At 59.1% G+C, this 24,676-nt stretch carries 33 protein-coding genes; 24 read left to right on the top strand and 9 right to left on the bottom strand.

The annotated features are described in order from the left end of the window. Positions 1 to 61 precede the first annotated feature (61 nt). The 4 genes from V8J84_RS05635 to V8J84_RS05620 all read left to right on the top strand — a co-directional run bounded on the left by V8J84_RS05635 (position 62) and on the right by V8J84_RS05620 (position 3,125). Positions 62 to 916, top strand: a complete 855-nt coding sequence (locus V8J84_RS05635; protein ID WP_339928845.1) for a bifunctional helix-turn-helix domain-containing protein/methylated-DNA--[protein]-cysteine S-methyltransferase — start codon at positions 62 to 64, stop codon at positions 914 to 916. Positions 917 to 1,034: 118 nt separating this feature from the next. Further along, positions 1,035 to 1,682 carry an OmpA family protein gene (locus V8J84_RS05630; protein ID WP_339928843.1) on the top strand — a complete coding sequence of 216 codons (648 nt, stop codon included), beginning with the start codon at positions 1,035 to 1,037 and terminating at the stop codon, positions 1,680 to 1,682. Between the two features lie 112 nt (positions 1,683 to 1,794). Further along, the gene (locus V8J84_RS05625; protein WP_339928841.1) at positions 1,795 to 2,562 is read left to right on the top strand and encodes a FadR/GntR family transcriptional regulator; all 768 of its coding nucleotides are present in this window, start codon (positions 1,795 to 1,797) and stop codon (positions 2,560 to 2,562) included. Positions 2,563 to 2,624: 62 nt separating this feature from the next. Beyond that, a complete protein-coding gene (locus V8J84_RS05620) occupies positions 2,625 to 3,125 on the top strand; it encodes an aggregation factor core (protein WP_339928839.1) in 501 nt (166 codons plus the stop codon). Positions 3,126 to 3,197: 72 nt separating this feature from the next. On the opposite strand, the gene V8J84_RS05615 is transcribed toward V8J84_RS05620, so the two are convergent. The 5 genes from V8J84_RS05615 to V8J84_RS05595 all read right to left on the bottom strand — a co-directional run bounded on the left by V8J84_RS05615 (position 3,198) and on the right by V8J84_RS05595 (position 5,737). Next, positions 3,198 to 3,755: a F0F1 ATP synthase subunit B gene (locus tag V8J84_RS05615; RefSeq protein WP_339928837.1), complete on the bottom strand. Its 558-nt coding sequence runs from the start codon at positions 3,753 to 3,755 to the stop codon at positions 3,198 to 3,200. Between the two features lie 4 nt (positions 3,756 to 3,759). Continuing rightward, positions 3,760 to 4,287 (bottom strand): F0F1 ATP synthase subunit B', encoded by a 528-nt coding sequence (locus tag V8J84_RS05610; protein ID WP_339928835.1) that lies wholly within the window; start codon positions 4,285 to 4,287, stop codon positions 3,760 to 3,762. 80 nt (positions 4,288 to 4,367) lie between these two features. Then, positions 4,368 to 4,592 (bottom strand): F0F1 ATP synthase subunit C, encoded by a 225-nt coding sequence (locus tag V8J84_RS05605; RefSeq protein ID WP_339928833.1) that lies wholly within the window; start codon positions 4,590 to 4,592, stop codon positions 4,368 to 4,370. 58 nt (positions 4,593 to 4,650) lie between these two features. Further along, a complete protein-coding gene (locus V8J84_RS05600) occupies positions 4,651 to 5,406 on the bottom strand; it encodes a F0F1 ATP synthase subunit A (protein WP_339928831.1) in 756 nt (251 codons plus the stop codon). Then, positions 5,396 to 5,737 (bottom strand): AtpZ/AtpI family protein, encoded by a 342-nt coding sequence (locus V8J84_RS05595; protein WP_339928829.1) that lies wholly within the window; start codon positions 5,735 to 5,737, stop codon positions 5,396 to 5,398. The genes V8J84_RS05600 and V8J84_RS05595 overlap by 11 nt, the downstream gene beginning before the upstream one ends. Before the next feature lie 209 nt (positions 5,738 to 5,946). On the opposite strand from V8J84_RS05595, the gene V8J84_RS05590 reads away from it, so the two are divergent. Continuing rightward, a complete protein-coding gene (locus V8J84_RS05590; protein WP_339928827.1) occupies positions 5,947 to 6,276 on the top strand; it encodes an ArsR/SmtB family transcription factor in 330 nt (109 codons plus the stop codon). Between the two features lie 268 nt (positions 6,277 to 6,544). Beyond that, positions 6,545 to 7,201, top strand: coding sequence for a hypothetical protein (locus tag V8J84_RS05585; RefSeq protein ID WP_339928825.1), 657 nt, complete (start codon positions 6,545 to 6,547; stop codon positions 7,199 to 7,201). Here the strand turns inward: V8J84_RS05585 and V8J84_RS05580 are convergent, their stop codons facing one another. Both V8J84_RS05580 and V8J84_RS05575 read right to left on the bottom strand, forming a co-directional pair. Further along, the gene (locus V8J84_RS05580) at positions 7,202 to 8,083 is read right to left on the bottom strand and encodes a DMT family transporter (RefSeq protein ID WP_339928823.1); all 882 of its coding nucleotides are present in this window, start codon (positions 8,081 to 8,083) and stop codon (positions 7,202 to 7,204) included. Beyond that, complete coding sequence (locus V8J84_RS05575) at positions 8,083 to 8,958, bottom strand: LysR family transcriptional regulator (protein WP_339928821.1); 876 nt, start codon at positions 8,956 to 8,958, stop codon at positions 8,083 to 8,085. Before V8J84_RS05575 ends, V8J84_RS05580 begins: the two co-directional genes overlap by 1 nt. A 110-nt stretch (positions 8,959 to 9,068) precedes the next feature. Here V8J84_RS05575 and V8J84_RS05570 point away from each other — a divergent pair, with 110 nt between their 5' ends. The 13 genes from V8J84_RS05570 (at position 9,069) to trmD (ending at position 18,038) form a co-directional block, all read left to right on the top strand. Further along, complete coding sequence (locus V8J84_RS05570; RefSeq protein ID WP_339928819.1) at positions 9,069 to 9,611, top strand: FMN-dependent NADH-azoreductase; 543 nt, start codon at positions 9,069 to 9,071, stop codon at positions 9,609 to 9,611. A 51-nt stretch (positions 9,612 to 9,662) separates the two neighbouring features. Then, positions 9,663 to 10,583, top strand: a complete 921-nt coding sequence (locus V8J84_RS05565) for an alpha/beta hydrolase (protein WP_339928817.1) — start codon at positions 9,663 to 9,665, stop codon at positions 10,581 to 10,583. After that, a complete protein-coding gene (locus V8J84_RS05560; protein ID WP_339928815.1) occupies positions 10,580 to 11,053 on the top strand; it encodes a hypothetical protein in 474 nt (157 codons plus the stop codon). Before V8J84_RS05565 ends, V8J84_RS05560 begins: the two co-directional genes overlap by 4 nt. After that, positions 11,032 to 11,526, top strand: a complete 495-nt coding sequence (locus V8J84_RS05555; protein WP_339928813.1) for a hypothetical protein — start codon at positions 11,032 to 11,034, stop codon at positions 11,524 to 11,526. Before V8J84_RS05560 ends, V8J84_RS05555 begins: the two co-directional genes overlap by 22 nt. 157 nt (positions 11,527 to 11,683) lie before the next feature. After that, a complete protein-coding gene (gene ffh, locus V8J84_RS05550; protein WP_339928811.1) occupies positions 11,684 to 13,183 on the top strand; it encodes a signal recognition particle protein in 1,500 nt (499 codons plus the stop codon). 164 nt (positions 13,184 to 13,347) lie between these two features. After that, positions 13,348 to 13,878, top strand: a complete 531-nt coding sequence (locus V8J84_RS05545; RefSeq protein WP_339928809.1) for a GNAT family N-acetyltransferase — start codon at positions 13,348 to 13,350, stop codon at positions 13,876 to 13,878. Next, positions 13,875 to 14,456, top strand: a complete 582-nt coding sequence (locus tag V8J84_RS05540; RefSeq protein WP_339928807.1) for a GNAT family N-acetyltransferase — start codon at positions 13,875 to 13,877, stop codon at positions 14,454 to 14,456. The genes V8J84_RS05545 and V8J84_RS05540 overlap by 4 nt, the downstream gene beginning before the upstream one ends. Continuing rightward, positions 14,456 to 14,959 (top strand): GNAT family N-acetyltransferase, encoded by a 504-nt coding sequence (locus tag V8J84_RS05535; protein ID WP_339928805.1) that lies wholly within the window; start codon positions 14,456 to 14,458, stop codon positions 14,957 to 14,959. The genes V8J84_RS05540 and V8J84_RS05535 overlap by 1 nt, the downstream gene beginning before the upstream one ends. After that, positions 14,956 to 15,252 carry a chorismate mutase gene (locus V8J84_RS05530; RefSeq protein ID WP_339928803.1) on the top strand — a complete coding sequence of 99 codons (297 nt, stop codon included), beginning with the start codon at positions 14,956 to 14,958 and terminating at the stop codon, positions 15,250 to 15,252. Before V8J84_RS05535 ends, V8J84_RS05530 begins: the two co-directional genes overlap by 4 nt. Positions 15,253 to 15,303: 51 nt before the next feature. Further along, positions 15,304 to 15,708, top strand: coding sequence for a 30S ribosomal protein S16 (gene rpsP / locus V8J84_RS05525; RefSeq protein ID WP_339928801.1), 405 nt, complete (start codon positions 15,304 to 15,306; stop codon positions 15,706 to 15,708). A gap of 98 nt (positions 15,709 to 15,806) precedes the next feature. Continuing rightward, on the top strand, positions 15,807 to 16,328 hold the full coding sequence (rimM, locus tag V8J84_RS05520) for a ribosome maturation factor RimM (protein ID WP_339928799.1): 522 nt from the start codon (positions 15,807 to 15,809) through the stop codon (positions 16,326 to 16,328). 63 nt (positions 16,329 to 16,391) lie between these two features. Further along, positions 16,392 to 17,195 carry a hypothetical protein gene (locus V8J84_RS05515; protein WP_339928797.1) on the top strand — a complete coding sequence of 268 codons (804 nt, stop codon included), beginning with the start codon at positions 16,392 to 16,394 and terminating at the stop codon, positions 17,193 to 17,195. A gap of 36 nt (positions 17,196 to 17,231) precedes the next feature. Beyond that, entirely contained in the window at positions 17,232 to 18,038 is an 807-nt protein-coding gene (gene trmD, locus V8J84_RS05510; protein WP_339928795.1) for a tRNA (guanosine(37)-N1)-methyltransferase TrmD, read from the top strand. 100 nt (positions 18,039 to 18,138) lie between these two features. Here the strand turns inward: trmD and V8J84_RS05505 are convergent, their stop codons facing one another. Further along, the gene (locus V8J84_RS05505; RefSeq protein ID WP_339928793.1) at positions 18,139 to 18,414 is read right to left on the bottom strand and encodes a hypothetical protein; all 276 of its coding nucleotides are present in this window, start codon (positions 18,412 to 18,414) and stop codon (positions 18,139 to 18,141) included. Between the two features lie 485 nt (positions 18,415 to 18,899). Between V8J84_RS05505 and rplS the strand changes: the two genes are divergently transcribed. The 3 genes from rplS to V8J84_RS05490 all read left to right on the top strand — a co-directional run bounded on the left by rplS (position 18,900) and on the right by V8J84_RS05490 (position 20,353). Continuing rightward, on the top strand, positions 18,900 to 19,274 hold the full coding sequence (gene rplS / locus V8J84_RS05500) for a 50S ribosomal protein L19 (RefSeq protein WP_339928791.1): 375 nt from the start codon (positions 18,900 to 18,902) through the stop codon (positions 19,272 to 19,274). Between the two features lie 11 nt (positions 19,275 to 19,285). Further along, positions 19,286 to 19,507: a 50S ribosomal protein L31 gene (gene rpmE, locus V8J84_RS05495; protein ID WP_339928789.1), complete on the top strand. Its 222-nt coding sequence runs from the start codon at positions 19,286 to 19,288 to the stop codon at positions 19,505 to 19,507. Positions 19,508 to 19,681: 174 nt separating this feature from the next. Beyond that, positions 19,682 to 20,353, top strand: coding sequence for a hypothetical protein (locus V8J84_RS05490; protein WP_339928787.1), 672 nt, complete (start codon positions 19,682 to 19,684; stop codon positions 20,351 to 20,353). Between the two features lie 86 nt (positions 20,354 to 20,439). On the opposite strand, the gene V8J84_RS05485 is transcribed toward V8J84_RS05490, so the two are convergent. After that, positions 20,440 to 21,768 carry a DEAD/DEAH box helicase gene (locus tag V8J84_RS05485; RefSeq protein ID WP_339928785.1) on the bottom strand — a complete coding sequence of 443 codons (1,329 nt, stop codon included), beginning with the start codon at positions 21,766 to 21,768 and terminating at the stop codon, positions 20,440 to 20,442. A gap of 354 nt (positions 21,769 to 22,122) precedes the next feature. Between V8J84_RS05485 and V8J84_RS05480 the strand changes: the two genes are divergently transcribed. Both V8J84_RS05480 and V8J84_RS05475 read left to right on the top strand, forming a co-directional pair. Beyond that, positions 22,123 to 22,932 carry a division plane positioning ATPase MipZ gene (locus V8J84_RS05480; RefSeq protein WP_339928783.1) on the top strand — a complete coding sequence of 270 codons (810 nt, stop codon included), beginning with the start codon at positions 22,123 to 22,125 and terminating at the stop codon, positions 22,930 to 22,932. A 129-nt stretch (positions 22,933 to 23,061) separates the two neighbouring features. After that, positions 23,062 to 24,672, top strand: coding sequence for an FMN-binding glutamate synthase family protein (locus V8J84_RS05475; RefSeq protein ID WP_339928781.1), 1,611 nt, complete (start codon positions 23,062 to 23,064; stop codon positions 24,670 to 24,672). The last annotated feature ends 4 nt before the right edge of the window (positions 24,673 to 24,676 follow it).

The following is a 24,676-nucleotide window of genomic DNA, read 5'->3' as shown; positions in this document are numbered from 1 at the left end:
CCCTGCGCCTTCCCGCAACATTCGGGTCGCATGGTGTGACACCAGCGCCTATCTTCGTTTCATGGAACAGGAAAACACATATCATTATGCCGTCATGGCCCGCGCGATTGAGGCGATTGACGCCGCCGATGCGCCTTTGACACTCGAAGACCTTGCCGGGCAGATGAACATGTCGCCTGCGCATTTTCAGCGGCTCTTTTCGCAGTGGGTCGGTGTCAGCCCCAAACGCTACCAGCAATATCTGGCCTTGGGCCACGCCAAGACCCTTTTGCGCGACCGCTTCACCACGCTGGCCACCGCCGATGCGGTGGGCCTCTCCGGCTCTGGCCGCCTGCACGATATGTTCCTCAAATGGGAAGCGATGAGCCCCGGTGACTTCGCCAAAGGCGGCGCGGGCCTCACGATCTATTGGGGCTGCTTTGAAAGCCCTTTTGGCCCCGCCATCATCATGGGCACCGACAAGGGCATCTGCGGCATGGCCTTCACCGCCGAGATGGGCGAGGACACGGCCATGGCCGACCTGACGCGGCGCTGGCCGCATGCGACGTTCACAAAGAACCCCGACTTTCTGCGCCCGTGGGCCTTGACCGCTTTGGGTATGGACCAAGGTGACGCGCCCACGCCGCTCTATCTGATCGGCGCGCCGTTCCAGCTCAAGGTGTGGGAAGCGTTGCTAACCATACCCACCGGTCACGTCACCACCTATTCGGAAATTGCCGCCACCATCGGCAACCCAAAGGCCGTGCGGGCTGTGGGCACCGCCGTGGGCCGCAACCCGATCAGCCTGCTGATCCCCTGCCACCGCGCCTTGCGCAAATCAGGCGAGTTGGGCGGCTATCACTGGGGTATGAAGGTCAAGCGGTCAATCCTTGCGTGGGAATCAGCGCGTGCCGATACGGCCTTGCAAAGTGCCTGATATTAGGCGGTTTATCGCCTGACACCCCCGCGCTATTGGATAGCATCACCCACCCGTGCCATATGTTTGTCATCCCAAGCGCACTGGTTTGCGCATCCCACAAGACTGGACACGAACAATGACATTCGCAAAATTTCCAACCCTTCTGGCCGCGTCTTCGCTGGCTTTTGTTGCTGCCTGTGCCGGTGGCCCGAACAACAATGAAAACACCCAAAGCGGCGCTGTGGCCGGTGGTCTGATCGGTGCCGTTGTGGGCGCTGCTACAGGCGACACCGCCGCTGAGCGCCGTCAGGGCGCGTTGATCGGCGCGGCACTTGGTGCGGCCGGTGGCGCTGCAATCGGCAACCAGCTTGACCGTCAGGAAGAAGAACTGCGTCAGGCACTGGGGAACAACGTGGGCATCGTGAACAACGGTCAGAACCTGACCGTGACGCTGCCGCAGGACATCCTGTTTGCCACCGATAGTGCGACGCTGACAGGCGCGCTCCAGAACGATCTGGTGGCCGTGGCTCGCTCGCTTAACAACAACCCTGGCACAACGGTCAGCGTGATCGGTCATACCGACAACGTGGGCGAGGCTGGCTATAACTTCGATCTGTCCCAGCGCCGCGCACAGGCCGTGACATCCGTGCTGATCAACGCCGGTGTATCACCGTCGCGCCTGCGCACTGTTGGCCGTGGTGAAGATCAGCCGATCGCGTCCAACCTGACCGCCGATGGCCGTCAGCAGAACCGCCGCGTCGAGATCGTGATCACGCCAAACTGATCGCACAGCACTGCGACTGAATTGGGGGAAGGGCTGCCAACCGGCGGCCCTTTTTCATTGCGACACCCCGACATTGGTCATATCATTTGACCAATTAAAGCGAGGTCCGCGCATGCCGTTTGAAACCGTTCAACAGGAAAAGCTATCCCACGGTGTGGTGCGCCAGATCGAAGGGCTGATCCTGCGCGGCATCCTGAGACCGGGTGAAAGACTTCCGTCAGAACGCGAACTGTCCGAACGCATGGGCGTCTCGCGTCCATCCCTGCGCGAGGCGCTACAAGACCTGCAAGACCGCGGATTGTTGGCGTCACGCGCTGGTGCGGGCGTCTTTGTGGCTGACGTGCTGGGCAGCGCCTTTGCTCCCGCGCTTGTCACGCTGTTCGCGACCCATGACGAGGCGGTTTTTGACTACATCAGCTTTCGCCGCGATATGGAGGGGCTGGCGGCAGAACGGGCAGCGCGCATGGCCTCTGACACGGATCTTGCGGTGATCCAGACGATCTTAGACAAGATGGAAACCGCCCACGGAAAGCGCAATCCGGCGGACGAGGCGCAGCTTGATGCGGATTTCCACCTCGCCATTATCGAGGCCAGCCATAACATCGTCATGCTGCATATGATGCGGTCGATGTATCAGCTTTTGCGGGAGGGGGTCTTTTATAACCGCTCCATCATGTTCAAGCAGCGCATGACGCGCGAAAACCTGTTGGACCAACACCGTGCGATCAATTCCGCACTTCAGGCCCGCGATCCTGACGGCGCGCGCGCGGCTGTGGCGGCACATCTGGACTATGTCGCTAAAGCCCTGACAGACCAGCAAAAGGCCGACCGGAACGAAGTCTTTGCCAAGAAGCGCTTTGAACACGAGGCGGGACGCTAGGCAGGTTTGATTCGTTCTAATGGTGCGCTACCTAATTTACGTGCTAAATAAGGATGATCCTGATGCGCCTGATTGCTATCGCCGCCTGCCTGACAGCCGCCCTGCCCGCACATGCCGACTTTGCGCTGACCTTCCGGGACGGTGCGCCGAAAGATCGGTTTGAACTGACAGGCATGGACACTTGCGGGATTGGCGCAGCACAGCTGACGATTGATCTGGCGGGATCCGCTGGCGGGCTCATCTTTGACGTGACCGCCGAGGGCGCGGGCGTCGAGGTGTTCCAACCACTTGAGGTTGTCGCAGGGCGTGATCGGCTATCAGCGCTTCCCACGGTGTCTGACGGTGACACGATGATCCAGTTTGATCTGTCGGCGCTAGCCGGTGATCCTGTGTTGGCCTTTACCGTCGATCTTGATGATACCGGCGCCACACGCCAGATCACGGTCAGCGGCGCCGAGATTGCGGGTGCCAGCGCCACGATCAGTTGGCCTACGGGTCAGATGACAGGCAGGTTTGACGCATCCGCAACCGCTATCTTGGCACAGACCGCCTGCACATCCTGATCGCCAGATAAGCAAAAGCCCGCGTGTCAGGTGACACACGGGCTTTTTGATATTGGTCTGACAGGGCGCTGGTTAGTGCAGCTTGGCCCCGACCTGATCAATCGCGTCATCAATCAGCGTATCTTTTCCGGCAGCATCGGTCTGCTTGGCCAGAATGTCGTTGGCAGCACCAACGGCCACGGTGACGGCCTGATTGCGGATATCCTTCACAGCGGCGGCTTGGGCGGCAGCGATCTGCTCTTCCGCGCCAGCCAGACGGCGTGCAACGGATGATTTGATATCTTCTTTGGCCTGCTCGCCTGCGCGGTTCGCCTCTTCTTTGGCGTTGGCAACAATGCGATCGGCCTGCGCCTGCACATCTTTCTGCTTGCGCTCGTAAGAGGCCAGCAGCGACTGCGCTTCTTCACGCAGGGCACGGGCTTCGTCCAGCTCGGCGCTGATGGCGTTCGCACGCTTGTCCAGCATACCGCCCACAAGGGTTGGCACTTTGAAATACAGCAGCACGCCGACGAAGATGATGAACGCGATCAGAACAACAAAGTCGGTGTTCTGCAGCGAAAAGAACACATCACCGGCAGCAAGCGCCGGGCTTGCCATGGCAGTGAAAAGGGCGGCGATCAGAAATCTCATGGTGCTACCCTTTCATCCTTGCGTTCACAGCGGCGGTGACAGTCTTGGCATCAGCCGATCCACCCAACGCTGCGACCAGTTCTTTGGCCGTGTCCTTGGCAACCTGCTTGATGCTGGCAACGGCACCGTCACGAATTTCGGCAATCGCCGCTTCGCTTTCGGCGGTCTTTTCCGCGATCTTTGCATCAGCCTTGGCCAGTTCCGCATCCAGGTCTTTCTGGATATCGGCCTTGGCGGCGGCGACAATCTCGTTGGCTTCAGTTCGCGCGTCGGCCAGTGCCTTATCATAGGCGGCTTCGGCGTCGACAGCCTTTTGCTTCAGCTCTTCGGCTGCGGCAATATCGTTTGTGATCGTGCCTGCCCGTTCCGCCAGAACCGACCCGATACGGGGCAGTGCGACGCGCGACAGCACGAAATAGGTTACGACCAGCGCAACCAAAAGCCAGAAAATCTGGTTTGGGAAGGTGCTGAAATCAAGCTGCGGCATGCCCGCGCCGGTTTCGGCTCCGTTTTCTACAGTCTCTGTTGCCATGATGGCCCCCAAAATTCCTTGGTAAGTTACCGGTCAGGGCGACGTGCGCCCTGACCAGCCGTAAGGATATTGGTGTGTTCTTAGACTGCGAACATCAGCAGAAGAGCGACGAGGAACGAGAAGATCCCCAGAGCTTCTGCGAATGCGAGGCCGATGAACAGTGTTGCTGTCTGCGAAGCAGCAGCGGATGGGTTGCGCAGTGCGCCGGCAAGGTAGTTGCCTGCCACGTGACCAACACCGATAGCGGCTGCGCCGGAACCGATAGCTGCGAGACCTGCGCCGATGTGTGCGAGTTGACCTTCCATGAGAATTCTCCTTACGATTGGAAGTTAAATCAAGCGGGGGTCGTCCCCGCCCGAATGCTTAGTGATGCGGGTGCAATGCGTCTTTCAGATAGACGCATGTGAGGATCGTGAAGACGTAAGCCTGAATGCCGCAAACCAGCACCTCAAGCCCGTAGATCGCAACGATCCCCAGAATGGACAGTGGGCTGATCAGCAGCAGTGCTGCAAAGCCCGCGAAAACCTTGATCACGGCGTGACCGGCCATGATGTTGCCTGCCAGACGAATGGAGTGGCTGACAGGACGCACGAAGTAGGAAATCACTTCGATGATGGCGATGACAGGGCGCAGGATCGCTGGCGCGTCCTTCATCCAGAACATGCCAAGGAACGATGCGCCGTTCAGAACAAAGCCGATCACGGTGACGGCGATGAACACGCCAAAACCAAGGATCGCCGTGACCGCGATGTGCGATGTGGGCGAGAACGACATTGGCAGCAGCGCCAAATAGTTGGAAAACAGGATGAACACGAACAGCGTCATGATGTAGGGGAAGTATTTCGCGCCTTCCTTACCACAAACGTCTTCGACCATCTTGTAAATGAAGCCGTAAAGAAGCTCGGCGATCGACTGAACACGACCGGGCACGATGGACCGGCTGGAGCTACCCATCACGAACAGGGCGATGATACAGGCCACAGCAATCGCCATCCAAAGCGTCGCGTTCGTGATTGTGAACATGCCAATGGCACCGTCACCGAACAGCGGCTTGATGATAAACTGATCAAGCGGGTGGAATACCAGACCGCCGCCTTCTTTGGCTTCTTCAGTCGCCATGTTTTTCGCCCTCATCGTCACTGACCGCGGCCAGTTGTTTCTTCTGCACTTCCTTGGCCGACCGCATCATGGTGTTCACACCGGCGGCAAGGCCCAGAAAAATGAAAAGCACCAGAAAGATCGGGAGCGTCCCGAACAGGTAATCCAACCCGTATCCAATGCCAAAGCCGATCCCAAGACCGGCGACCAATTCAATTACCATCCGCCACGCAAGCTGCGCTTGGGAGTATTTCTCGTCCGAGTGGGATTTGACCTCAGGCGCGATCCGCTTTTCCGCCAGTTTCGCCTCAAGGGCTGCCAACTTGGCGCGGTGATCATCCTGTTCAGACAAGGCACACGCCCCCCTCAGATGTTGCGCAGGGTTTATGACCGCGCGCGGCCCGAGTCAACACAGGTGCGTGAACCACATAAGGTGCTGATATTATTGAATTTTGAATTTCGCGCAACGCTAACGAGAGAGGCCATTTACTGCAGAATAAGCTGTTTATGATATTCAACCATCTGGTTGACGTTTCGCGGGCTTTGGCCCAGATGACGCCAATGACCCAGCAACTTGACATTGTCTTCTCGGCGCTTGCCGATCCGACCCGCAGGGCGATCCTGTCGATGTTGCTTGAAGACGATATGGCCGTCACAGACGTGGCAGAGCCGTTTGATATCTCGCTCGCAGCGGTCTCCAAACATCTGGGTATCCTGACAGCGGCGGGTCTTGTGTCTCAGGAAAAGCGCGGTCGCGTGAAGTGGTGCAAGCTGGAACCTGACACCCTGCGCGAGGCGTCGGTGTGGATGCAAGGGTTCGGGCAGATGGGCGGGCTTGATCTGGATGCGTTCGAGCGGTTCCTGTCAGCAGAGCTGCGCGACACGCCCTGAAAATTCGTTTTCCCATAAGAAAAGGCTGCCTGCTTGGGTCAGACAGCCTTTAGGTAATGCGACGATCTTGGGTCGATCAGAGCACGAATTGCACAATCGCAAGGACGATGACGACGAGACCAACAAGATAAATAATGCCACGCATGGGGTATTCCTTTCATATATTTCACTGATCAAACGCGCTGCCCCCCGTCCGGTTCCCGCAAATCGCGCAAAATCTGAAAATATGCTAAAGTCGCAGCCATCTTTTTCATAAAAGAGGTATTTCATGCGCTATTTTTTCATGACCGCCGCCCTTTGCCCGCATCTTGCACTGGCCCAAGGTGCCTGCCCCGCAACGTTACCTGCCCCTGATCCGTGTATGATTGGCACGTGGATGGGTGAAAACACGGCAGGTCAGCGGATTTACGATATGATCCAAAGGAATCCGCCCCCCGGCGTGGACCGCACGACCATACCCGTGCCACCTGCGATGCTGGGTATCACGATCTTTGAGGACGGGTTCTACGCAACATTGCCGCTGCATACGGAGGCCGGTTGGACCGATGTGTCAGAGCACGACACGGTGGCCGTTCAGATGGATCTCAGCGTGGGATCGGAGTTTGGTCACATCTGGACAGAGGGCGGTCAGCTGAAATTCTGCACCACGGGCGAGAACCTTGTGACGCTGCTAACCAAAGCGCAAAGCGGTCTGGGCGGTGAGGGTGAAACCGTCACGTCACCGCTGGGCGATCCCGCGTTCCGGCCTCGCATCGGGTATAACTGTAGCGGTGACTTCATGGACTGGACCGTGCAACTGCCCGCGCCGATCAATACCGTCGCTTACAATCTGCAAAAGTTTGATGAAGACCGTTTCAGCGACGAATGGCGCGATCTTCTGGCGATCCGTGGCGATCTTGTGATTGATCCGTTTGTGATCGAATAGCTATCCATCGTCCCGCAACAGCATCAGCAGGGCGACAACAGTCAGCAGCAATCCGGCGGCGACCCAAACGGACGGCAGCTGTCCCCCAAGGGCTACGTCCCAGACGATCACCCAGCTTGGTGTCAGATAGGTGTAGGCCATCACCTTTGACGATGGCAGCCGCAGGGCTGCAAACTGCAACAGCACAAAAGTCGCGGAACTGGCAAATAGTCCCGTATAGGCGATGGTGATCCAGACAATCGCGGGGAGCGTGGACCAGTTGGTCGCACGTAGATCATTCCAGCCAACCACCGTGAGAATAAGCGAGCCTGCCAGCAAAACACCGAAGCTGAACACAAGCGGCGATTCCCCTCGGTTCAGCTTGCGCACCAGCGGTGTGTAAACCGCATGCGCCATGACGCCCCAGAAATAGATCGCCTCGCCCTGCCCGATCTCGAACCGCATGATTGCCGCAATATCTGCGCGAAAGATCACCCAGATCGCACCAACCCCGCCGATCAGCAGGGCCACGGCCATGCGCGCGGTCAGCCGCTGGCGTAGCAACAGCCAGCCGAACCCCGCCGCAAGGATCGGCGTCAGCGTAAACACGGCGGCGGCACTCACGGGTGGTGCGGTCTTCAACCCTTCGAACATCAGCACAAAGTAGGTCACAAAGAACACCGCCAGCAGCGGATAGCGCCACGGGGCCGCACCATCAGCGGGTTTAAAGCCAACAGTGGCAAAGGCAACGCCACCCACGATCACCGTCGCCAGCCAGAACCGCACGACATTCAGCGCAAGCGGCGTGATCTCGTTGGCGGCCAAGGCGCCCAGTGCAAAAGACCCCGCAACCAGCAGGGAAAACAGCAGCATGGCAAGATGGCCCGCGCGGGCAGGTGGCATCAGGCGTCCCACGCCTTGGCGGCTTGCTTGATCGCCTTGAGTGCTGCCTGCACCTTATCCGTGCGATGCAGGTCCACATGGGTGACCAGCCACATCGGCGTGCGCCATTCGGCGCGGGCCTCTGTCACCTCGTGGAAGTTGCCGTCCTTGATGATCCAGCTTGGCAAAAAGCCGATCCCGGCACCTGCAATCACGGCCTCGGCCATGACTGCGGTTTCATCGGCACGGAAAACGATGCGGTCCGATGGCACCAGTTGTGTGATCCAACTGTTCCACGGCGCGCGGCTTTGTGGATCATCGGTCCCGATAAAGCTGTGATTGACCAGATCCGCATCATCTTTCGGCAGACCATGCTGCGCGACATAGCTTTCGGCGGCGACAAGGTGCATTTGCGGGGTGGCCAGCGCCTGCACGACATTATCCGGCTCGTCCGGTGCCGCACCGCCACGGATCGCGACATGGGCCTCACCGTATTCAAGGCGAAACAGACGCTCGCCGGTCAGGTAACGGATGCGCAAAGCGGGGTAATCGGCCTGAAGCCCTGCGATCACTGGCATCAGCAGCGATGAAAACGCGGCCAGCGTTGTGATCGTCAGCTCGCCCGATACACCGGCCCCCTGCCCTTTGATCCGGCTGGCCAGCTGACTGAACTGTTCGTCGGTGGTCTGGGCCACCCGCAGCAGATCATTGCCCGCCTCGGTCGCGGTGTAGCCGCGGGCATGTCGCTGGAATAACTTCACACCCAGCCGTTCTTCCAAGGCGTCGATATGGCGGATCACGGTGGCGTGGTGGACACCCAGCACATCAGCAGCCCCGCTGACGGTGCCGTTACGCGCCACTTGAAAGGCGGTGCGAATTTCATCCCAGTTGTCCATGTGGCATGTCCCGACTGTGCATATTCAAACATCTAGTAGCATTTTGTGGCCATTTCGTTCGTAAGCGCAATCACTAAGTTGACGGTTAAGCCAAACAGGAGCTTTCCTTCATGATCACGTCTATTCTTCATATCGACGCCTCTGCCCGCCACGACGACAGCGTCAGCCGCGCCACAACGGCGCAAATCATCGCATCACTGTCGCCGACGTCAGTTGTGCACCGCGATCTGGTCGCCGAACCGCTGCCACACGTCGACGCCACATGGGTCGCGGCCCGCCTCGTGCCTGAGGACGAACGCTCGGACACTGAGCGGCAGAGCCTCGCCCTGTCCGATGCGCTGGTGTCCGAGATCATGGACGCAGATACACTTGTCATCGGCATGCCGATCTACAACTTTGGGATGCCCGCCGCACTCAAGGCTTGGGTTGATCTGGTCGCCCGTCCGAAGGTGACATTCGCCTACACACCCGACGGCCCCAAAGGGCTGGTCGAGGGCAAGAAGGCGATTGTTGTCGTGGCCTCCGGCGGCGTGAAGATGGACAGCGTGGCCGACTATGCGACCCCGCATCTGCGTCAGGTGCTCGGCTTTCTTGGGATCACGGATGTCACGTTCATGTCCGCCGACGACGCCGCTCAGCGCTACGCGGCCTGATGCCAGCGCGATCTTGACCTTCATAATGCTCGGTGCCTACCATCGCGCATTATGCCACAATCCCTTTCCCGCCAGCAAAAATTCTGGAACCTCTATGCACGGTTGATGCAAAAACCGGGGCTGGCCTATGTCAGACCGCTCTGGCTTGCCCGCCCTTTGGTGACGCTTGACGCCATCGTCGCGCATCGCACCCCGCGTGGGTTGCGCCTGACCGACACCAGACTGACCCATGACGATAGAAGCGTTCCGACCACCCGCTGTGCCATGTCCGACGCGCAAACACGCGGCACACTGCTTTATCTGCACGGCGGCGCGTTCATGATCGGCAATCTGCGCCAGTATCGTCATCTTGTGGCCCATTTGGGGCACAAGTCCGGTCAAAGGGCCGTCTTCGTGGATTACCGCATGGCCCCCGAAGACCCCTACCCCGCAGCATTGGACGATGCATTCACCGCCTATCAGGCAACGCTCGCCGATCCTGACAGCGGCCCGATCACCCTTGTCGGTGACAGTGCCGGCGGTAATCTGGTGCTGGCCCTTGTGCTGCGGATCAAGGCGGCGGGCCTGCCGATGCCCGCGGCCGTCGTAGCCTTTTCGCCGATCGTTGATCTGCGTCTGATCAATCCCAGCCTGACGGCCAATGCCAAGTCCGATCATCTGGTCCCAATGTCGTGGGGCCGTCGTGGAGTAGTGGCCTATCTGAACGGCCACAGCGCTGACGATCCTTTTGTATCGCCGCTTCTGGGTGACTTCACCGGCGCGCCGCCTGTGCTGATCCAATATGACACCACCGAGGTCTTATATGATGACGGGCGCATGATGGCCCAGCATCTGCGCGATGCAGGCGTTGATGTCACCGAACAGACCCAAACCGGCTGCACGCATGTCTGGCAACTGAATGTGGGACGCTCCCCCGAAGCGACCCAAAGCGTCAAAGCCGCCGCCGCATTTCTGAAAGATCACCTGCCATGAAGGTCACGCATAACACCCCGGACATGCTGATCGTCGATCACCGCCCCGTTCTCCTGACCGTCGTGCTGGGCGTTTTCGTGCTGATTTACGTCGGCGTCGCTTTCGATGGGCTGCGCACAGGGCGCTACGGGCTGGTAGCGCTGATGATTTTTCTGACGTTTGCCATGTATTATATGCTCAAGATCGCTTCGACCCGCGTGCGGCTCACCTTTGATCGCGCGGCCAATCAGCTGACAATCCGGCAGAAATCAACCAAAGGCGTGCAGGTGTGGGAGCATCCCTTGAACACCATTGGCCGCGCCCGCGTGAACGTGCAGCAAGGTGAAACGGATACGTACCGGCTCGAGATCGATTTCACATCCGGCATGGACGCCGGATATTCGCACCCCGTCACAACAACCTTTTCCAGCGATCCGGGCGTGCGAAACGCGGCGGATGCCATCAACACATGGTTGGAGACGCAACAATGAAAGTGGTCGAGATTACCGGTGACCAGATCATCCTTGATGACACGCCATGGTTCTTTTCACTGATCTTTGCAGGCTTCTGCCTTGTTCTGCTTGGTGTCGGGATGAGCATGATCTTCGGCGGACAGGCCATCAAAGGCATCTTTGTCTTCGGCCTCGGCCTGCTGGTCGGGGCCGCACTGACACTGATCGCCCGCCGTGCGCGCATCTATCTTAATCGTCCGCTTGATCTGCTGGAAATCCGCACCCGCACCTTTCGCGGCAATACAATTGACCGCCACCGCCTGTCGGACCTGCGCACGGCGATTGTGCAAAGCATGGGTGGCGACAAACAAACCCACCGCCTCGCATTTATGCTGGACACCACAACCGTTCCAGCCACAGGTGCTTATACCAGCGGCAACAAGGCCCACCTTGCCCGCGATGCCGTGAACGCATGGCTGGCATCGGTTGACTCCACCGCGCCCCGCGAATAAACGCTGCTTCATATCCGGATGGCCTCAGCTTTCCGGTCCTGTGCACCATACAGGATCGCCACCAGTCAGCGCGTTGCGCCCACTGGTGCGATTGTCGTTTGGCACATGGGTTCTTATCTTGGGGCCATAGGGAAACGTCACGAAGGGCACCGCTCATATGTTTGAAAATCTGTCAGAACGCCTCGGATCAGTCTTTGACCGCCTGACCAAGCAGGGTGCCCTGTCCGAAGATGATGTGAAAACCGCCCTGCGCGAAGTGCGCGTCGCCCTTTTGGAAGCAGACGTTTCGCTGCCCGTCGCCCGCGATTTCGTGAAAGCGGTGCAGGAAAAGGCCACAGGTCAGGCCGTCACCAAGTCGATCACCCCCGGCCAGCAGGTCGTCAAGATCGTGCACGACGAACTCCAGCATGTGCTGACCGGTTCTGAAGAGCCCGGCGCGCTGAAGATCGATAACCCGCCTGCCCCGATCCTAATGGTCGGCCTGCAAGGCTCGGGTAAAACCACCACCACCGCGAAACTCGCCAAGCGTCTGAAAGACCGCGAAGGCAAGCGCGTCCTGATGGCCTCGCTCGACACCAACCGCCCGGCCGCGATGGAACAGCTTGCCATTTTGGGCAAACAGATCGGTGTCGATACACTACCTATCGTTAAAGACGAGGATCCCGTCCAGATCGCCAAACGCGCCAAGACACAAGCCTCTCTTGGTGGCTATGACGTCTACATGCTCGACACTGCGGGCCGCCTGCACATCGACCAGGAACTCATCGCGCAAGCCGCCGCCGTCCGCGACGTGGCCAACCCGCGTGAAACCCTGCTGGTCGTTGACGGCCTCACAGGTCAGGACGCGGTGAACGTCGCACAAGAATTCGACGACAAGATCGGCGTCACAGGCGTGGTCCTCACCCGCATGGACGGCGACGGTCGCGGCGGTGCGGCCCTCTCCATGCGCGCCATCACCGGCAAGCCGATCCGCTTCGTGGGCCTTGGCGAAAAGATGGACGCCATTGAGACGTTCGAGCCATCGCGCATCGCAGGCCGTATCCTCGGCATGGGCGATATCGTCGCCCTTGTTGAAAAAGCCCAGGAGACCATCGAGGCCGAACAGGCCGAACGCATGATGAAGCGCTTCCAGAAGGGCGCGTTCAACATGAACGATCTCAAGATGCAGCTTGAGCAGATGATGAAAATGGGCGGCATGGAAGGGATGATGGGCATGATGCCCGGTATGGGCAAAATGCAAAAGCAGATGGACGCCGCTGGCATGGATGACAGCATCCTCAAGCGTCAGGTCGCCCTCATCAACTCCATGACCAAGAAAGAGCGTGCGAACCCTGCCCTCCTCGCCGCGTCCCGTAAGAAACGCATCGCAAAAGGCGCCGGCCTCGAAGTGTCCGAGTTGAACAAACTCATCAAGCAGCATCGCCAGATGGCCGACATGATGAAAAAGATGGGCAAAATGGGCAAAGGCGGCATGCTCAAGCAAGCCATGAAAGGCATGATGGGCAAGGGTGGCGGCATGCCCGACATGAACGACCCCAAAGCGATGGAAGAAGCTGCCAAAGCCATGCAATCCCAGATGCCACGCGGCGGTATGCCCGGAATGGGTGGCGGCATGGGCCTGCCCCCCGGCCTCTCCGGCTTTGGAAAGAAGAAATAACCGATGCCATTCACGCAGTATCATTTTGCCAAAAATACTCCCGCCGGAGGCTCCCACGCCTCCGCTCGCGGGCGGCTGATGCTGTGCGAGAACGCGACAACACGCGCCAAGAATTCAGCCGCGCGTCAGCGCGTCCGTTTGGTCAAACTGCGCGGGGTCACGCCATGACGCTCGTCCCGCAATGCCCCACCCTCACCACAGACCGCCTCACCCTGCGCGCGCCGCAGGAAAGCGACATCGCCGCTGTCGCCGCCTTCTTTGCAGACCCCGTCCGCTCGGTTGGCTTTGGCGGTCCCGAAGACGAACACACCGCATGGCGTTGGTTTGCGTCCATGATCGGCCACTGGCACCTGCGCGGCTACGGCTTCTGGTTTGCTGATCTGCACGACGGCACCCCCGTTGGCATGACCGGTCTGTGGAACCCGTCTGGCTGGCCAGAGCCTGAGTTAGGCTGGGTGCTTTACGCCAACGCCGAGGGCAAAGGCTACGCCGTCGAAATGGCCAAAGCCGTGCGCCATCACGCCTACACCACCATGGGCTGGACCACGCTGACCTCCAACATCGTGCCGGACAACGACAAATCCAAAGCCGTCGCCCGCCGCCTTGGGGCCAAGATGGAACGCGTCTACGAAAATCCTGCCATGGGCACAGATGAGCTTTGGCGTCACCCCGCACCGCATGAGGTTGCAGCATGAGCGATACACGTCTGCCATGGGAAACCCTCCCGCAAGGCCAAGCCGCCGTTGCCGTTGAACGCATAGGCCAGGCCCTGCCCCGCATCGCCACGGACCGCACCGTGATGCGTGGCCCTTACATGGAAGATTTCGACATCTTCGCCGATCTCTTCACATCCGACCGTGGTCGTTACGTTGGCGGGCCGCTCACACGCGAAGGCGCGTGGGACGACTTTATCCAGCTCACCGCAAGCTGGATCCTGCGCGGTGCCGGCCTTTGGACAGTCGAGGATATGAACGATAAATCGGTGCTGGGTTTTGTCCTGCTCGGCCACGAAACCGGCGATCCCGAACCGGAACTGGGATTCCTCTTCACCGAGGAAGCCGAGGGCAAAGGCTATGCGTTCGAGGCCGCCGAAAAGGCCCGCAACAACGCGTGGAACGCGCTCAGCTTTGACACACTGGTCAGCTATATCGACCCACAAAACGACCGCGCCATTGCTCTGGCCACCCGCCTTGGTGCCGTCCGCGACGAAAGCGCCGACCATGACGGCACGCACACCTACCGCTACCCCCGTCCGGAGGTGCCAGAGGTCTGATGCACACACTCACCACCCAGAACCTGACTCTGCGCCCTTACCAGCGGTCCGACTTCGACGCCTACGCCGCGTTGATGACGGGCCCGCGCGCGCAGCATATGGGTGGTCCGCATGACAGTGACGGCGCGTGGCGCAATTTTGTGAATGATGCCGCGTCTTTTACGCTCAACGGCTTCGGTTGCTTTATCATCGTTGAAGATGCCACGCCGGCAGGCTTTGCTGGTATGATCCAGCCGCCCGATTTTCCCGAACCCGAAATCGGATGGGGCCTCTACGACGGTTTCGAAGGGCGCGGCATCATCACCCGCGCCGCCCGCGCGATCCTCGACGATGCCTTCGCGACCACAGGCCGTGATAGTTTCGTGAGCTACATCACACCCGATAACGCTGCCTCGATCAAAGTAGCCGAACGCTTGGGCGCTGTGCGCGACGATGCAGCAACGCCGCCCGCAGGCTGGAACAGCCTTGTCTACCGCCACACACCAAAAGGGGCCGCCGCATGACCGATACCACACAACGCGCCGCTGATATCCTCAAGGGTCACCGCGAAAGCATTGACCGCCTTGACGCGATCCTCGTCTACACGCTGGGTGAGCGTTTCAAGCACACCCAAGCTGTCGGCGTTCTCAAAGCCGAACACGACCTTCCACCGTCCGATCCTGCCCGTGAAGAGGCACAGATCGCACGGTTGACCGACCTTGCAACACGGGCCGATCTTGACCCGGAGTTTGCCAAGAAATTCCTCAACTTCATCATCGAGGAAGTGATCCAGCATCACAAACAACATCAATCCTAAATCCGGCGGCAAATGTCGCCTCACATTCTGCCAATCAAAGGAAATACTCTCATGGCTATGAAAATTCGTCTCGCCCGCGGTGGTTCTAAAAAGCGCCCTCACTATGCAATCGTCGCCTCCGACAGCCGCATGCCACGCGATGGCCGCTTTCTGGAAAAGCTGGGCACATATGACCCCATGCTGCCAAAAGACAGCGAAGACCGCGTGAAAATGAACATGGAGCGCGTGAAGTATTGGTTGGGTGAAGGCGCACAGCCTACCGACCGCGTGTCGCGTATGCTTGAGGCCGCTGGCGAGCTGCCAAAGAAAGACCGCTCCAACCCCAAGAAGGGTACACCGGGCAAAGCTGCTCAGGCGCGCGCCGAAGAAAAAGCATCCAAGGCCGCTGCTGCTGCCGAAGCTGCTGCTGCACCTGCCGAAGAGGCACCTGCAGAAGAAGCCGCTGCCGAAGAGTAAGCTGTTTTGCGGTGCGGGGTCTGCAACGATCCCGCACCATGCCGCCTCCCCGCTAATTCGCAAAGGCCCCCGCGGGCTTTCGCAAAGGAGCGTTTCACATGACAGATCGCGTGACAGTCGGATCCATCGGCGGGGCGTTTGGCGTCCACGGCGAAGTGCGCCTGAAATCCTTTTGCGCAGAGCCGGCAGCGATTGCCGACTACGCGCCGCTTTACACCGAAGCCGGGCAGACCTTTGCCCAGATCGTGCTGACCGGTCAGACGAACAACGGCCTGACCGCCCGCGTTGACGGTATCGTCACGAAAGAGGATGCAGACGGGCTGAAAGGCACGGTTCTGCTGGCTGATCGCGCAAATCTGCCTGCGCTGCCTGACGACGAATACTATTACGCTGATCTGGTTGGCCTCACCGTGCTGGATACAGGCGGTGCGACGCTGGGCACCGTGAAGTCGGTGAACGACCACGGCGCTGGCGATCTGCTGGAACTGATCGTGCCGGGCCAGTCCGAAACCGTGCTTTTGCCCTTTACCCATGCGGCTGTGCCGACTGTTGATCTGGCCTCTGGCCGGATTATCGCCGATCCGCCGGACGGTCTGTTTCCCGAAATGCGCGACGACTAGCTTTACCGGCACTGCATTTGCAGGGCATAGTCCGTCCGACCCGTCCCTTCAAAGGCAAGCGCCATGCAGCAGGTTCTGCTTCACCCCGGATTTCACCGCACCGGCACCAGTTCCATGCAGCATTTTCTGTGGCGCAATCACGAGGTGCTGGCCCCGCATGTATCGCTGATGATGCTGCGCCATATGAAACCCGTGATCCGGCAATGCGGAAAGTTTTCGCTGACCCGCGACCCGCTGGATTTGCTGGAACTGGCCGAAATGCTGGACACGGCTTTTGCTGAAAATCCTGTGCCGGACGGACGCCACCTGATCATGAGCGCCGAAGGTCTGTGCGGCCAAATGCCGGGCCGATCCGGCGTACCGGATTACAGCGCGGCGCCCATGCTGGTGCAGTATCTGACCGGATACCTGACTGAAAAATTCCCGCAGGCCAACACCCGCGTCATCATGTCGACACGCGCGCCGGATGAATGGCTGGAAAGCGTTTATCTTTACCAGCTCCGCATGACGCGGCTGACAATGGATAGCGACGCATTCGCTGACACATACCGCGCCGCATCCGATCTGGATGGCGTGATGGAACAGATCGCCGATCTGGTTGATCCGATTGATGTGTTGTTCCTGCCGCTGTCCGATGCCACCCGTCACCCCAAGGGGCCGGGCTGCGCGTTACTTGACCAAATCGCGGTCCCTGACACGCTGAGGGCAGCACTGATCCCTGTGGGGCGCGGCAATGAAAAGCCTGACGATTACACACGCCAGCGCTTTCTTGATCTTAACCGTAGCGATCTGACCGATGCCGAGGTGGCCGGGCTCAAGACCACCATTGCGGAGCAGGCCAATCTGGGTGGCTGGAAAAAGCACTAGCTTTCCCATCCGCCTGATTTGCCGTAAGCGACCCTCATGACCCAAGACGCCAATTCACCCAAACACCGCGCCATCGGGCGCAAGTCGATCCGCGCGACGCTTCAGCCGCGCGAATTGATGACCGACACGCCCGAACTGGCTAAGGCATGGATGGCGCAGGTCATCACGCTCCTGCCCGGTGCATTTCCCGGTATTTTGGGCGAAAGCCTGACCGGGCGGGCCTTACAAGAAGGCCTCTGGCAGCTTCAGACCTATGACTTGCGCGAATTTGGCGTGGGCAAGCACCGCAACGTTGACGACACACCGGCCGGTGGTGGCGCGGGTATGGTGCTACGCGCCGACGTGTTGGAGGCCGCGATCCTTGCTGCACGGGCCAAAGCCCGCGGCACCATGCCCTTGATCTACCTGTCCCCACGCGGAAAACCGTTCGATCAGGCGATGGCGCAGGGCCTTGCGCAAACGGACGGTGCTACTTTTCTGTGCGGGCGTTTCGAGGGGATTGATGAAAGGGTGCTGGATCACTTCGACATTATCGAGGTCTCGCTGGGTGATTTTGTGATGACGGGCGGCGAACTGGCCGCGCAAGCCATGATCGACGCCACGATCCGTCTGCGCCCGGGCGTTCTGGGCAACTTTGCCTCAACCGAGGAAGAAAGCTTTTCCGCAGGTTTGCTGGAGCATCCCCAATACACCAAGCCCGCTGAATGGCAGGGGCGCGCCATTCCCGACGTTCTTTTATCCGGCAATCACGCCAAAATCGCTCAGTGGCGCCGCAGCGAGGCAGAGCGGATCACCCGCGCCCGCAGGCCCGATCTGTTGGGTCTGCCCGATACGGACGACTAACCGACCGATTGCCCACGCCAATTTTCGACAGCACAAACGAAAACTGGCGCACCAATGAAGGCGCGCCAGCTTTGTCAGGTTAGGCTAGAAGCCTGAAACCTTAGGAGTCTGTCATTGTGTCCAGACGCGATGCGACTGTGTCGTCATCAAAGCCGTTGCACAGTACAGCGATCTCGCCCACGACTACGTCGTCCTGCATCTGCTCTTCGACTTCGGCCACGATTGCGGACAGTGCGATCTCTTGGTCAGCGATGTCCAGTGCGCCGAACTCTGCGCATGTCATTTCTACGGGATCGGCGTGGCCGTCTGCGAATGCTGCTGTCGATGCGACTGCTGCTGTGATGCTCAGGGCGGCTGTTGCGATGATATTTTTCATTTGTCGTCTCCTTCGTTTATTGTTCTGCAGTGTTGCAGTTGTTGTAGTAACGGGCGCCGGGCCAATTAAGTTCCGGCAGTGATGCAAAAGAATCTGGGCCGAGCATGATTTTGGCACCTTAAGCGCAGAGTTGTGAACTTAACTATCTGATAAATATACAGAAAATTCTCACAAAACCGTGTTCGACTATTCTTGAAACCAAGTCCCGATCTGCCGCGCAAAACAACTTGATGAACACTACAAGGCGGCTTATACGCAGCCATCGCTGGTTTCATGTGTGATTCCGGCGGTTGGTTTATGGCACCACCCGGATACTGAGCGCAGCTTCGTTGTTGCGGACCTCACCGGGCAGGCCGGATAACCGCACATAGGATTGACGCAATCTCTGGCGGGCGCGCATGCGCGGACCCGATAACGACGCAGAGCAATGGCGACACGATAGTGAGACGCGGGATAACCCGTGCCAGTATATAAAGGAGCGCATCATGAACGTGATCGCACAAATCGAAGCGGAGCAAATCGCTGCGCTGGGGAAAGAAATCCCCGATTTCAAAGCGGGTGACACCATCCGCGTCGGTTACAAAGTGACCGAGGGTACACGTACCCGTGTGCAGAACTACGAAGGTGTCTGCATTGCACGCAAGAACGGCAAAGGCATCGCCGGTTCGTTCACAGTGCGCAAGATTTCGTTTGGTGAAGGTGTGGAGCGTGTGTTCCCGCTGTATTCGACCAACATCGACAGCATCACTGTTGTGCGTCGCGGTAAAGTCCGTCGCGCCAAGCTGTATTACCTGCGCTCGCGCCGTGGTAAGTCCGCGCGTATCGCAGAAGTCACCAACTACAAAGCGCCAAAGGCGTAAGGGGTCCGGTCATGAAAAAAGATACACATCCCGATTACCACATCATCGACGTCAAAATGACCGATGGCACAGTGGTGCAGATGAAATCCACTTGGGGCAAAGAAGGCGATACAATGTCGCTGGATATCGACCCTTCCGTGCACCCTGCATGGACCGGTGGCGGCACACGTCTGATGGACGCCGGTGGCCGCGTGTCCAAGTTCAAGAACAAGTACGCAGGTCTGGGCTTCTAAGCACACGCACTGCACAAAGAACCGACAATCGCCCTTCCTGTTTTACAGGAAGGGCGATTTGCGTTTGTGGCCCTCACTTTGGCAAAGGTTGCGGGCAAAGCCTCGCAGCCCGTTGACATAGCGACCTGAATTTCGTGCCCTGTTACTACAGTTTAATCTATTAAGGACACGATCATGGTATTCAGAATGATAGGCGTCAGCGCTGCAATAGCAGCTTTAAGCGCATGCGGCGGGGCTAGCACGTCATCGAATGGTGGAGAAAGCGCGGGCTTCTTTGACGCAATCGAAGAGAACACGGTGGTCAGTGACGGTATCTTGTTAGACGTCGTCTTGCCCGATGCCGCCACCCGCGCAACACGCACAGCAACCTTGCGCCGCACCGTCAATGCGTTCGAGGTTCTCAATGAGAATTTCGATGCGACGACTGACCTCCCGTCATCGGGCACGGTTGGCACCACGTATTCGGGCAATCTGACGTTCGCGATTGGGGCCGATGAGGGCTTTGAGACAGTGGATGGTGATGTGGTTATCACCGCTGACGCCAACGCGATGACGTTCAACGGCACGCTGTCGAACCTGTCGCTAGAGCAAACCGACGGCAGCATCGTCGCACTTGGTGGTGAGATCCCGATTGAGACGACGATCCGCAACGATGAGGCCATTACGTTTGACGGCACAATGTTTGGCAATGTCACGAACGATGGCGACACAGCCGTTTTCGCGGGTTTGCTTGACGGTGCGTTTGTCGGCGAAAACGGCAGCGATGTTATCGGGCAGGTCTCGGGTGACGTGATCAGCGACGGCGAACGTATCGCCATCAGGGGCTTGATGACAGCAGAAAACTGATAGAGCCGCTTGGCGCTCATCCATTAGACCAAACAAAAAGGACCCGCCATTTTGGCGGGTCCTTTCTAACTTGATGCTAACTGCTATCAGGCGGCGTTGCTGCGACCACCGCCGCCGCTGCGTGGTTTGCGTCTGCGGTTGCCGCCGCCGGGCTTACCGGCGTTCGCGTTTGCGGGCTTGCCGCCCTGCCCGCCGCGCCCTTGGCCTTGGTTTCGGCCACCGCCGCCACCACCACGTCCGCGACCACCGCCGCCGCCGTTGGGCTTTTTCTTCTGACCGGGCAGGATTTCCCACGCGGTGCCGGATGCGACTGGAATGTCTTCCTTCATCGCCTTCTGGATATCGCGCAGATCGATCATCTCGTCTGGTGCGCAGAACGCAATCGCTGTGCCATCGGCCCCTGCCCGCGCGGTGCGGCCAATCCGGTGGACATAGTTTTCGGCCACGTTCGGCAGGTCGTAGTTATAGACATGCCGCACACCCGGAATGTCGATACCGCGCGCAGCCACGTCAGTGGCAACCAGCACACGGACCTTGCCTTCCTTGAAGGCCGTGATCGCGCGCTCGCGCTGGCCTTGGGATTTGTTGCCGTGAATAGATGCGGCAGCAAAGCCCTTTTTCTCAAGGAACTTATACAGCTTCTCGCAGCCGTGCTTTGTGCGGCCAAAGACCAGCGCTAGCTCGTCACGGTGCTCATCCAGCAACTCGACCAGCAACTCGGACTTCGCCGCTTGCGCCACATAGTGCAGTTTCTGGTTGATCCGCTTCACCGCCTGCCCCGGAGGGTTCACCTGCACGCGCACGGCGTCGGTCAAGTAGGCATCAGCCAGTTCCGCCATCAGTTTCGGCATGGTGGCCGAGAACATCATGGTCTGACGCTCTTTTGCCAGCAACGGCGCGATCCGGCGCAACGCATGGATAAAGCCCATGTCGAGCATCTGGTCGGCCTCATCGAGCACCAGATAAATGGTTTCGTCCAACCGCACGGCGCGACGGTCAATCAAGTCGATCAGACGACCCGGCGTCGCGACCAGCAGGTCAACGCCGTTCGCCAGACGCTTGGTCTGCGCCACGATGCCCGCACCACCGACGACCAACGCAACCTTCAGATGGCTGCCCTTGGTGTAGTTTGTCAGGTTATCGGCAATCTGCTTGGCCAGTTCGCGCGTCGGCGCAAGGATCAGGCCGCGCACGGTTTTGGGGTTGGGCTTGACGCCCGCTTTCATCAGCGCATCGATCATAGGCAGGCCGAACGCTGCGGTTTTACCCGTGCCGGTCTGCGCCAGACCCATCACGTCGCGGCCATTCATGGCGTGCGGGATCGCTTGGGTTTGGATCGGGGTGGGATCAACGATCCCCTGTTCTTTCAGTTTCGCAACAAGTCGGGGCGCAAGGCCCAGCATATCAAAATCCATAGTGTCTTTCTTGGCGGGAACAGCCCGCACATATAGGTTCAGGACTGCCGCACGATGCAGCAGACCATAAGCAGGTTGCGCCCAAATGCTGACGGGGACGCGTCGCGCGTCGCTGCCGATCAGGCGCTGGACCCCCTGCGTGATGTGGGAACCGGAAAATCAATCGACGCCTTGCAGTGTTCCTCAAGAACACGCTCTGCTCACGCGGCAGGGCGTCGGTTGATGTGCAAATGGGGCTTTGTGGCGTGCATGTCAACAGCCGCGTTAAAATGCGTGCAGATGTTCGCCTGCGCTTTTCAGCGGCCATGCACCCCCCTATAAGAACGCCAAAACAATAGACCAAAGGGCAGTGCAGTGGCGCATATTATCGTTGTTGGAAACGAAAAAGGCGGGGCGGGGAAATCCACCGTTTCGATGCATGTGGCAACGGCCTTGTCGCGGATGGGCCATAAGGTTGGGACGCTGGATCTGGATTTGCGCCAGAAAACGCTGGGCCGCTATATTCACAATCGCCGTGCGTATCTTGAAAAGCAGGACATGGCGCTGCCCACACCCGATTACCACGATCTGCCAGAGGTTGATGCCGCCACGCTTCCCGAAGGTGAAAACATCTATGACCACCGCCTGTCGATGGCCGTGGCCGGGCTAGAGCCGAATAACGATTTTATCCTGATCGATTGTCCGGGGTCACATACACGTTTGAGCCAAGTTGCGCATAGCTTGGCCGACACCCTGATTACACCACTCAACGACAGCTTCGTGGATTTCGATCTGCTGGCCCACGTCGATACCGAGGGCGAGGACATCACTGGCCCGTCGGTCTATTCGGAAATGGTTTGGAACGCGCGCCAGCTGCGGTCCAAAGCGGGGCTTTCCCCCATCGACTGGATCGTGGTGCGTAACCGCATGGGTGCGCAAGCCATGGTCAACAAGGAAAAGATGGAGCGCGTGATCAACAAGCTGTCCAAGCGGATCGGCTTTCGCACCGCCCCCGGCTTTAACGAGCGTGTGATCTTCCGCGAACTGTTCCCGCGCGGTCTGACCCTCTTGGACCTGCGCGATCTTGGCGTGAAGGGCATGAATATCTCAAACGTGGCGGCCCGCAACGAACTGCGCGGCTTGATTGGCGCGCTCAACCTGCCGGGCGTAACGGTCGAGTTCTGATCCGCAATGGGCAGCAGGCTGATCCCCTGCGCCATCGCCGAATTGAGCCTTTTGTCCCGCGCATTAGTGGTTGCCTTTAGACTTGTGAAAGTCATTCTGGGGTAAGCCACAGGCAAAAGGGGCCGCTGCATGTCGAAATATCTGACCGAACAACGCTATTACACTTTCGTGGGCGTGGGGGTGCTGGCGGTGCTTAGCCTGCTGGCCATGTTCTGGTCCGGCTGGATGGTCATCCCGTTTGTGGTGTTTGCCTTCCTGACGGCGCTTGGCTTCAAGGACATCAACCAGAACCGACACGCGATTTTGCGCAACTATCCGGTGCTGGGGCATGTCCGGTTCCTGCTGGAATGGATCAGACCCGAGATGCGCCAGTATTTTCTGGAAAGCGATTCAGAGGAAATCCCTTTCAGCCGCGATGACCGCTCGCTCGTGTATCAACGCGCCAAGGGGGATGAGGACAAACGCCCGTTTGGCACGCGCGAACGGGTTTACGAGGCGGGTTACAGCTGGCTCACCCACTCCATCGTGCCGACGCATTTTGAAAACACCGATTTTCGCGTACAAATTGGCGGCTCGGCCTGCAAGAAACCTTACAATGCCTCGCTTTATAACATCTCGGCGATGAGCTTTGGGTCACTGTCGGCCAATGCCATTTCCGCGCTGAACCAAGGCGCCAAAATGGGCGGCTTTGCCCATGACACCGGTGAAGGCGGGATCAGCCGCTATCACCGTGAAGGTGGCGGCGATCTGATCTGGGAAATCGGGTCGGGCTATTTTGGCTGCCGCACCAAGGACGGCCAGTTTAACCCTGATCGCTTTGCCGAACAGGCCGCCGACGACCAGATCAAGATGATCGAGATCAAACTCAGCCAAGGGGCCAAGCCCGGCCACGGTGGCGTTCTGCCAGCAGCCAAGATCACACCCGAAATCGCAGAGGCGCGGGATATCGAGATGGGCAAGGATTGCGTGTCGCCCGCGTCGCACCCCGCGTTTTCCGACCCAATGGAACTGGTGCAATTCATCGGCCAGTTGCGTGAATTGTCAGGCGGCAAGCCGATTGGTTTCAAGCTGTGCATTGGTCACCGCCGTGAATTTATGTGCATCGTGAAAGCGATGCTGGAAACCGGCATCGCGCCCGATTTTATCGTGGTCGATGGCACGGAAGGCGGCACTGGTGCGGCCCCGGTCGAGTTTTCAAACCACGTCGGCATGCCAATGGTCGAGGGGCTGACGTTTGTGCACAACACGCTGCGCGGCGCTGGCCTGCGCGACGAGATCAAGATCGGTGTAGCGGGCAAGGTCACATCCGCGTTTGATATCGCCCGCGCACTTGGCCTTGGGGCCGATTGGTGTAACGCCGCGCGCGGGTACATGTTCGCTATCGGATGTATTCAGGCGCAGGCCTGCCATACCAACCACTGCCCCGTCGGCGTCACCACCACCGACCCCGAGCGCCAAAAAGCCCTACACGTCGAAACCAAAAGCAAACGCGTGGCACGGTTTCATGCCAACACACTTGAAGCACTGGGCGAAATGGCCGGGGCCGCAGGTCTTGATGATCCACGCGATTTCCTGCCCTACCACTTCATGCAGCGTGACGGCGACAGCCAGATGAAAGAAGGGTCTGATTCCTTCCCCTATCTGGAAGAGGGGTTCTTGCTGCGCGATGGCGATGACAATCCCGAATATCGCAAGCGCTGGAAGCGCGCCAACGCACATGACTTCGCACCACCCGAGTAGCAGC

The organism is Yoonia sp. 208BN28-4 (assembly GCF_037543925.1).
Lineage (GTDB): Bacteria > Pseudomonadota > Alphaproteobacteria > Rhodobacterales > Rhodobacteraceae > Yoonia.
The sequence above is the reverse complement of the archived record's forward strand: the minus strand, read 5'-3'. Positions and strand labels throughout refer to the sequence as shown.

Bases quoted from the DNA above. Each gene is read 5' to 3' on its own strand.
- V8J84_RS05635 (WP_339928845.1), top strand. From the start codon at position 62: ATGGAACAGGAAAACACATATCATTATGCCGTCATGGCCCGCGCGATT.
- V8J84_RS05630 (WP_339928843.1), top strand. From the start codon at position 1,035: ATGACATTCGCAAAATTTCCAACCCTTCTGGCCGCGTCTTCGCTGGCT.
- V8J84_RS05625 (WP_339928841.1), top strand. From the start codon at position 1,795: ATGCCGTTTGAAACCGTTCAACAGGAAAAGCTATCCCACGGTGTGGTG.
- V8J84_RS05620 (WP_339928839.1), top strand. From the start codon at position 2,625: ATGCGCCTGATTGCTATCGCCGCCTGCCTGACAGCCGCCCTGCCCGCA.
- V8J84_RS05615 (WP_339928837.1), bottom strand. From the start codon at position 3,755: ATGAGATTTCTGATCGCCGCCCTTTTCACTGCCATGGCAAGCCCGGCG.
- V8J84_RS05610 (WP_339928835.1), bottom strand. From the start codon at position 4,287: ATGGCAACAGAGACTGTAGAAAACGGAGCCGAAACCGGCGCGGGCATG.
- V8J84_RS05605 (WP_339928833.1), bottom strand. From the start codon at position 4,592: ATGGAAGGTCAACTCGCACACATCGGCGCAGGTCTCGCAGCTATCGGT.
- V8J84_RS05600 (WP_339928831.1), bottom strand. From the start codon at position 5,406: ATGGCGACTGAAGAAGCCAAAGAAGGCGGCGGTCTGGTATTCCACCCG.
- V8J84_RS05590 (WP_339928827.1), top strand. From the start codon at position 5,947: ATGACCCAGCAACTTGACATTGTCTTCTCGGCGCTTGCCGATCCGACC.
- V8J84_RS05585 (WP_339928825.1), top strand. From the start codon at position 6,545: ATGCGCTATTTTTTCATGACCGCCGCCCTTTGCCCGCATCTTGCACTG.
- V8J84_RS05580 (WP_339928823.1), bottom strand. From the start codon at position 8,083: ATGCCACCTGCCCGCGCGGGCCATCTTGCCATGCTGCTGTTTTCCCTG.
- V8J84_RS05575 (WP_339928821.1), bottom strand. From the start codon at position 8,958: ATGGACAACTGGGATGAAATTCGCACCGCCTTTCAAGTGGCGCGTAAC.
- V8J84_RS05570 (WP_339928819.1), top strand. From the start codon at position 9,069: ATGATCACGTCTATTCTTCATATCGACGCCTCTGCCCGCCACGACGAC.
- V8J84_RS05565 (WP_339928817.1), top strand. From the start codon at position 9,663: ATGCCACAATCCCTTTCCCGCCAGCAAAAATTCTGGAACCTCTATGCA.
- V8J84_RS05560 (WP_339928815.1), top strand. From the start codon at position 10,580: ATGAAGGTCACGCATAACACCCCGGACATGCTGATCGTCGATCACCGC.
- V8J84_RS05555 (WP_339928813.1), top strand. From the start codon at position 11,032: ATGGTTGGAGACGCAACAATGAAAGTGGTCGAGATTACCGGTGACCAG.
- ffh (WP_339928811.1), top strand. From the start codon at position 11,684: ATGTTTGAAAATCTGTCAGAACGCCTCGGATCAGTCTTTGACCGCCTG.
- V8J84_RS05545 (WP_339928809.1), top strand. From the start codon at position 13,348: ATGACGCTCGTCCCGCAATGCCCCACCCTCACCACAGACCGCCTCACC.
- V8J84_RS05540 (WP_339928807.1), top strand. From the start codon at position 13,875: ATGAGCGATACACGTCTGCCATGGGAAACCCTCCCGCAAGGCCAAGCC.
- V8J84_RS05535 (WP_339928805.1), top strand. From the start codon at position 14,456: ATGCACACACTCACCACCCAGAACCTGACTCTGCGCCCTTACCAGCGG.
- V8J84_RS05530 (WP_339928803.1), top strand. From the start codon at position 14,956: ATGACCGATACCACACAACGCGCCGCTGATATCCTCAAGGGTCACCGC.
- rpsP (WP_339928801.1), top strand. From the start codon at position 15,304: ATGGCTATGAAAATTCGTCTCGCCCGCGGTGGTTCTAAAAAGCGCCCT.
- rimM (WP_339928799.1), top strand. From the start codon at position 15,807: ATGACAGATCGCGTGACAGTCGGATCCATCGGCGGGGCGTTTGGCGTC.
- V8J84_RS05515 (WP_339928797.1), top strand. From the start codon at position 16,392: ATGCAGCAGGTTCTGCTTCACCCCGGATTTCACCGCACCGGCACCAGT.
- trmD (WP_339928795.1), top strand. From the start codon at position 17,232: ATGACCCAAGACGCCAATTCACCCAAACACCGCGCCATCGGGCGCAAG.
- V8J84_RS05505 (WP_339928793.1), bottom strand. From the start codon at position 18,414: ATGAAAAATATCATCGCAACAGCCGCCCTGAGCATCACAGCAGCAGTC.
- rplS (WP_339928791.1), top strand. From the start codon at position 18,900: ATGAACGTGATCGCACAAATCGAAGCGGAGCAAATCGCTGCGCTGGGG.
- rpmE (WP_339928789.1), top strand. From the start codon at position 19,286: ATGAAAAAAGATACACATCCCGATTACCACATCATCGACGTCAAAATG.
- V8J84_RS05490 (WP_339928787.1), top strand. From the start codon at position 19,682: ATGGTATTCAGAATGATAGGCGTCAGCGCTGCAATAGCAGCTTTAAGC.
- V8J84_RS05485 (WP_339928785.1), bottom strand. From the start codon at position 21,768: ATGGATTTTGATATGCTGGGCCTTGCGCCCCGACTTGTTGCGAAACTG.
- V8J84_RS05475 (WP_339928781.1), top strand. From the start codon at position 23,062: ATGTCGAAATATCTGACCGAACAACGCTATTACACTTTCGTGGGCGTG.